Below are 6,000 nucleotides of genomic sequence, written 5' to 3'. Positions count from 1 at the left end.
TCGCTGTCGCTGGAACATCCGGCCAGCACACCGGCGGCGAGCACGGTGGCCACGACCGGGGCGGCGACGGCGCGGACTCTGGAACGGCGGGTGAGAAGACGGGACATGAGGTGGTCCTCCGAGGACGTGAGGGTGGGGCGGGGAAGAGGGAGTGTCAACGGGCCGGCACCGTCTGGACGGTTCCGGTGTGACGGGCACGTTCGGCGGCGAACGCCGCCAGATGGCTGCCGAGCGTGGCCTTGGTGCCGGAGCGGACCGCGGCCGGGTCGCCGGTGGCGACGGCGTGGACGAAGGCATCGACCAACGCCGTGTCTCCGCCGCCGTGTCCCTCGGCGGCGTTGGAACCGGACGCGCCGACCTCGTGGACGGTGACCTCGTCGGTGCGGAAGTCGTGGACGGTGACGCGCTTGCCGTCGCCGCGCAGCCAGCCGTGCGAGCCGAAGATCCGGGTCTGGCGGTCGGTCTGTTCGGTGAAGGCGACCATGGTGAACGTCGCGGTCATGCCGCCGGACAGCTGCATGGCGAGGACCTGGTGGTCGACCACGTCGTTGTCGACGCGATAGGCGCACAGGCCGTACGGGCCTTCGCGCAGCGCGGTCAGCAGCTCGGTCTCGTCCGTGGAGTCCGTGACGTGGGTGACCGGCCAGACGGAGCCGTGCTCGCGCAGCCTCGGCACGTACAGCTTGAGCGCGGAGTAGGGGCAGCCGGCCTCGACGGCGCAGTCCAGGCAGCGCTCCGCGGCACCGGCCGGGGCGTTCTCGGGCCGGAAGTGCTTGAGCCCACCGAAGCTGGCGACCTGTTCGATGCGCTCCCCGGTGACGTAGGAGATCCAGTCCAGGTCGTGGCAGGACTTGGCGAGCAGCATCGGGGAGGAGTCCTTCTCGCTGCGCCACGGACCGCGCACGTAGGAGTGCGCGTAGTGCCACCAGCCGACGGGCTCCAGGTGATCGACGCTGACGAGTTCGCCCAGCACGCCCGAACCGACAACCTCCTTCACCAGGTCGGTGTAGGGGGTGTAGCGCAGGACATGGCAGACGGCGAAGAGCACGCCCGCCTTCTCCACGCCCTCGATGAGGGTGCGGGTCTCGGCCTCGCTGGGCGCCAGTGGCTTCTCGGCGAGGATCGCGTACCCGGCCTGCGCCAGCGCCAGGACGGGCTCGACGTGATTGCGGTCCTGGGTGGCGACGATGACGGCGTCGGCGATGGCGTCCCCCTCGACGAGCGGCCGCCAGTCGTCGAACTCCAGCTCCGCCCCGGCCGCGGCGCGGGCCTCCGGCCGGGGATCGGCAACGGCCACGAGGCGGGCGCGTTCGGGGTGGGCTTTGATCCACGCGGCATAGGTGAGGCCGCGGTTGCCGGCGCCGACGAGAGCCACGCGGACGGGCCGATCGGATATCGGAAGGTGCATGGACATTCCCAAGAGCTCCCTGGAGGTGGAGGAAAGGCACGCGATGGACAAGGCGTGTGGTGGGGCCGGGAGGCGTTTCCCGCGGCGATGCCTGGACGCGGAGCCGTCAACGGTTATCGGGTGCGGAGAGCTGACAGGGGCCGGCTGCCGATGCATACGGCGCGTACCGGGGCCGCCCGATAGCCGGAAGGCGGACCGCGCAGTGGTCCCTGCGATCCGGAACACCGGCTGCCCGGGTCGATGACGGGAGGTCCGGAACGGCCGTTCACGGGCGTGCCGCCGTGGGCCGCCGGTTGTGCGCGAGATACGTCGCCTCGACGTGCTCGACGGCTCGCCAGATCGCACCGAGCGCGACCCGGTCGTCGCCGAGCGAGGACGGCTGGAGATCGGGGACCCGGATGCACAGCGGCTCCAGACGGTTGCGGAGGCGAGGGAGCAGGACGTCGGCGGACTGGGCCAGTCCCCCACCCAGCACGACCCGTTGCGGGTCGATGGTCAGCACCATGGCCGCGAGGCCGAGGGCCACGTCGCTGGCGTAGCGGTCGACGGCGCGCGCGGCGACGGTGTCGCCCCGGCGGGCGGCGGCCAGCACATGGGCGGCGGCGTTCCGCGGGGGTACGTCGGACGGGACGGCGGGACTACACGCCAGGCGGGTGGCGGCGGTCTCCCAGGGGGTGACGGGGAAGCTGCCGATCTCGCCCGCCGCGCCGCCGTACCCCCGGTGCACCCGGCCGCCGATGATCAGCGCCGCGCTGAGGCCGAGACCGGCGTGGATGTAGACGGCGTCCTCGATGTCCCGTGCCGCACCGAGGCGTTGCTCGGCGAGTGCGGCAAGCCGGGTGTCGTTGTCCACCAGGACCGCCCCGGCGCAGCGTTCGTCCAGGTGCTCGGCGAGCCGTACACCGGTCCAGTCGGCGGCCGCTCCCGCGAGTACGACGTCTCCCTCCGGGCCGACGACGCCGGTGGTGCCGGCGCTGATCGTCCAGATCCGGTGGGCGTCGATTCCCGCGTCGTCCAGGCACTCGGTCATCACGTCGCCGATGACGGCAAGCCGGTCGGCACGCCGGATGTCCGGTGGCACCGTTCGGCGGGCCGTGGTGACGGCCGTGCCGCAGAGGTCGGCGAGCACGGCGAGGACGCTGTGGGCGCCGATGTCCAGCCCGAAGACGTAACCGGACTCGGCACGGAACCGGTAGCGGCGGGCCGGCCGCCCCACTGCGCCGGGCGCGGGCGGGACTTCGGCCGCCCACCCCTGGTCGGTCAGCTCGGTGGCGAGGTCCTCCGCCGAGGCGCGGGAGAGACCGGTGAGCGTGGCCAGCTCGGTCAGCGTCACCGGCGCGCCGGCGCTTCGCAGCGCCCGCAGCGCGCCGAACGCGTTGAGCCGGCGCAGCTGCGCCAGGTCACCGCCGGCGGGTCGGGATGCGTCCATGTACTCCTCTTGACGTCGTTTCAGCCATAGGGATTAATCAGAGAGTCCACGAAAATATTGCGATGGTCAAGCGCCAGGAGGGCGCTGGGGTCGCTCAGGCCCCTGAACAAATCGCTCACTTATTTGGAAGACTCTCATAACCTGGAGGGACCACAGTGCCCCGAATACGCTCTAGACCGCTCCTCATCCTGCTGCTCGCCCTGACCGTTCTGGTCGCGGGTCCTGCGCCCTTGGCCGCGGCCCGGGGAGGTGGCGGCCCCAGTAGATCGGCACTGGACCGGACGTGGTTCGGCCCCGAGGCCGACCTCGGCGTCCAGCAGGAAACGGTCTCCATCAACGACGCCGTGGTGGGCACGGAGGACGGCCGGCCCACGATGTACGCGACGGTCTCCGCCGAGAACGCGATCTTCAACGTCATCGACATCCGGGACAACCGGCTGCTGCGCTCGTTCACGCTGCCCGGCGTGCAGCAGTCCTGGCGGCATGCGATCGGCCCCGACGGCACCGTCTACATCGCCGCCATCACCGGCGGCCAGACGGGAGAGCTGTGGAGCTACAGCCCGGCCGACAAGGAAGTGCGCAAGCTCGGCACCGTTCCGGGCGAGAAGTCGCTGTGGTCGATGACCACGGACCCGGAGGGCAATGTCTGGATCGGCACCTTCCCCAACGGCAAGGTGTTCAGATACGACCCGCGGAGCAAGGACTTCCACGACTACGGGCAGATGGTGCCCGGCCAGCAGTACGTGCGCTCCATCGCCTACCACGACGGATCCGTCTACGTGGGCGTGGGCTCCGTCGGTGACGTCATCCGGCTCGACACCGCCACCGGTACGAAGACGAAGATCTCCGACCAGGTCCCGGCGCTCCTCGGAGTGGAGCCCCAGAAGGTGCCCTTCGCCTACGACATGGCGGTCGTCGACGGCTGGCTGTTCGTCAAGTTCGCCGACCCGCAGATGAAGTTGCTCTTCTACGACCTCGACGCCGGCAAGTGGAGCGACAAGTCCGTCGGCAAGAACACACCTTCGGACGTGGGGGTCTTCTCCTTCAACCAGCTTGAGTCGCGGGACGGGAAGGTGTACGTCGCCAACAACCGCGAGCTGTACGAGATCGACACGGCGACGCTGGAGTCCCGCTCGACCGGAATCGCCTTCGGTACCTCGCTGCGGGGTGCCGCATGGATACCGCTCGATGATCCGGACCTCCCCGGGACCTCGCTCGTCACCCTGCAGTCGGGCGGCACGATCACCGCTTTCGACATCGCGTCACGGCGGAGCAAGGCTCTGCCCTCGGTGGTGCAGGGCGCGCCGAACCCGCTGCACAACCTGGAGGCGGCGCCGGACGGCACGCTGTTCATGAGCGGCTACCCCGGCGGCACCGGGTCCCGCTTCGACCCGCGCACCGGCCGCACCACCCGCTTCCCGATGGGCCAGGCCGAGGGCATGGCGGGTCTGGGCGACACGATGTACTTCGGCATCTACCCCGGAGGCATCATCTCCTCGGCGAAGCTGGACGCGGCGACCCCGGCCGTCTCCGAGAAGTTCCGCCTCGGCTCCGAACAGGACCGGCCGTACGTGATGAAGGCCCACGACGGCAAGCTGCTCATCGGCTCCATCCCCGACTACGGAAAGCTCGGCGGTGCGCTGACCATCTACGACCCCGCCGGCGGGGGGAAGAAGACCTACACCGGCATCGTCCACAACCAGAGCGTCGCCGGGCTCGCCCAGCGCGGCGGACGGATCTACGGCTCCACCACCGTCTACGGCGGTCTCGGGACCGACGCCACCGAGTCCGAGGCCAAGATGTTCGTCTGGGATGTCGCCGGCGAGCGCAAGGTCAAGGAGTTCGCCCTCGACCTCCCCGGCCTCGACAGCCCGAAGATGATCAGCGGTCTCAGCTTCGGCCGCGACGGCCTGCTGTGGGGCGCGGCCGACGGATTCCTGTTCGCGATGAACCCGGACACCCTCCGGGTCGTCAAGTACAAGAACGTCTACCCCGAGGTGAAGAACTTCGGCATGTGGCGGCCGGTATACCTCCGCTGGGGCGCCGACGGCCTGCTGTACACCACCCTGGCCGGCAAGCTCACCGTTGTGGACCCCAAGACCATGGACCACGTGACACTCGGCGACTACGACGAGGAGGTCGCCTTCATGACCCTGGCCCGGGGCGCCGACGGCCACGAGAACATCTACTTCCTCGGCAAGACGGCGGAGTCCCGGCTGCGGATGATCCCGGTGCGACACGGCCTGACCCGCACCGTGGCCGTCGACAACGCCGGCTTCGAGGTGGCGCCGCTGGACGACGGCACCGTCCCGGGGTGGCAGGGCGGTGGCACCCTGTTCACCCTCTCCCAGGAGCGGGCGTACACCGGCAGACGCAGCATGAAGATCGTCGATGCGGCCCGGAGCGGCCCCGAGGCGTCGGCGGAGCTGACCAGTGAGCCGGTGCCGGCTGCCGCGGGGGCGTACTACCGGGCCCGTGCCAAGGTATACATCGAGGACGGAAGCGCCGACGGTTCGGTGCTGCTGCTGAGCTTCCTCGACGGAGCCGGCCAGCCGGTCGGCCGGATGGCGGGCGCACCGCTCCGCGGCGCGGACCAGCGGCGCTGGATCGACGCGCAGGCGAGTGGTACGGCTCCGCCCGGTACGGCGTCGGTCCGCGTCTCGCTGTACTCGTCCGCGTCGAACCTCATGACCGGATACGTCGACGCGGTGAGCCTTCGACAGACCAGGCGCGGGTGACACCCACGCGCGGACATCGGGCCACGGCGACCGTACGCCGTGGCCCGGTGTCGTCGATGCGGCGCTCGGCCCTCGCCGTCGAACTCGCGCCGCACGGCATCACCGCCGACTCCCTCGCACCCGGCACGGTCCGGACCCCGATCGACGGCACGTTCCCCTTCGACCGTGATGCGTTCGGGACGGCCTATGGGGAGCGTATTCCGCTTGGCTGCGACTCGGTGCCCGACGAGAACGTGGGCGCGCTGATGCTGCTCGCCTCGGACGCCGGGGCGTACATCGACGGGGCCCGGATCGTCGTGGACGGCGGCGTGCTCACCGAACAGATGCACCGGATGCGCCTCATCTGCCCCGCCGCGTACGCGGCGTACGACGCTCGACCCTGCCACCCTTTGGTGACCGGGGCAGCACAGAAGGAAACCTGACGA

4 protein-coding genes are annotated in these 6,000 nt (G+C 70.3%); 2 read left to right on the top strand and 2 right to left on the bottom strand.

Going from position 1 to position 6,000, the window contains the following annotated elements:
* Nucleotides 1–154 precede the first annotated feature (154 nt).
* Together ACFC79_RS34570 and ACFC79_RS34565 are read right to left on the bottom strand one after the other, a co-directional pair.
* Nucleotides 155–1,414 (bottom strand): Gfo/Idh/MocA family protein, encoded by a 1,260-nt coding sequence (locus ACFC79_RS34570; protein ID WP_376248741.1) that lies wholly within the window; start codon nt 1,412–1,414, stop codon nt 155–157.
* Between the two features lie 259 nt (nt 1,415–1,673).
* Nucleotides 1,674–2,837 carry an ROK family protein gene (locus ACFC79_RS34565; RefSeq protein ID WP_376248739.1) on the bottom strand — a complete coding sequence of 388 codons (1,164 nt, stop codon included), beginning with the start codon at nt 2,835–2,837 and terminating at the stop codon, nt 1,674–1,676.
* Between the two features lie 230 nt (nt 2,838–3,067).
* Between ACFC79_RS34565 and ACFC79_RS34560 the strand changes: the two genes are divergently transcribed.
* Together ACFC79_RS34560 and ACFC79_RS34555 are read left to right on the top strand one after the other, a co-directional pair.
* Nucleotides 3,068–5,575: a hypothetical protein gene (locus tag ACFC79_RS34560; RefSeq protein WP_376248737.1), complete on the top strand. Its 2,508-nt coding sequence runs from the start codon at nt 3,068–3,070 to the stop codon at nt 5,573–5,575.
* 56 nt (nt 5,576–5,631) lie between these two features.
* Nucleotides 5,632–5,997 (top strand): SDR family oxidoreductase, encoded by a 366-nt coding sequence (locus ACFC79_RS34555; RefSeq protein WP_376248734.1) that lies wholly within the window; start codon nt 5,632–5,634, stop codon nt 5,995–5,997.
* Nucleotides 5,998–6,000 lie beyond the last annotated feature (3 nt).

The sequence above is a fragment of the Streptomyces sp. NPDC056061 genome, assembly GCF_042266885.1.
In the GTDB taxonomy this organism is placed as follows: Bacteria; Actinomycetota; Actinomycetes; order Streptomycetales; family Streptomycetaceae; genus Streptomyces.
The sequence above is the reverse complement of the archived record's forward strand: the minus strand, read 5'-3'. Positions and strand labels throughout refer to the sequence as shown.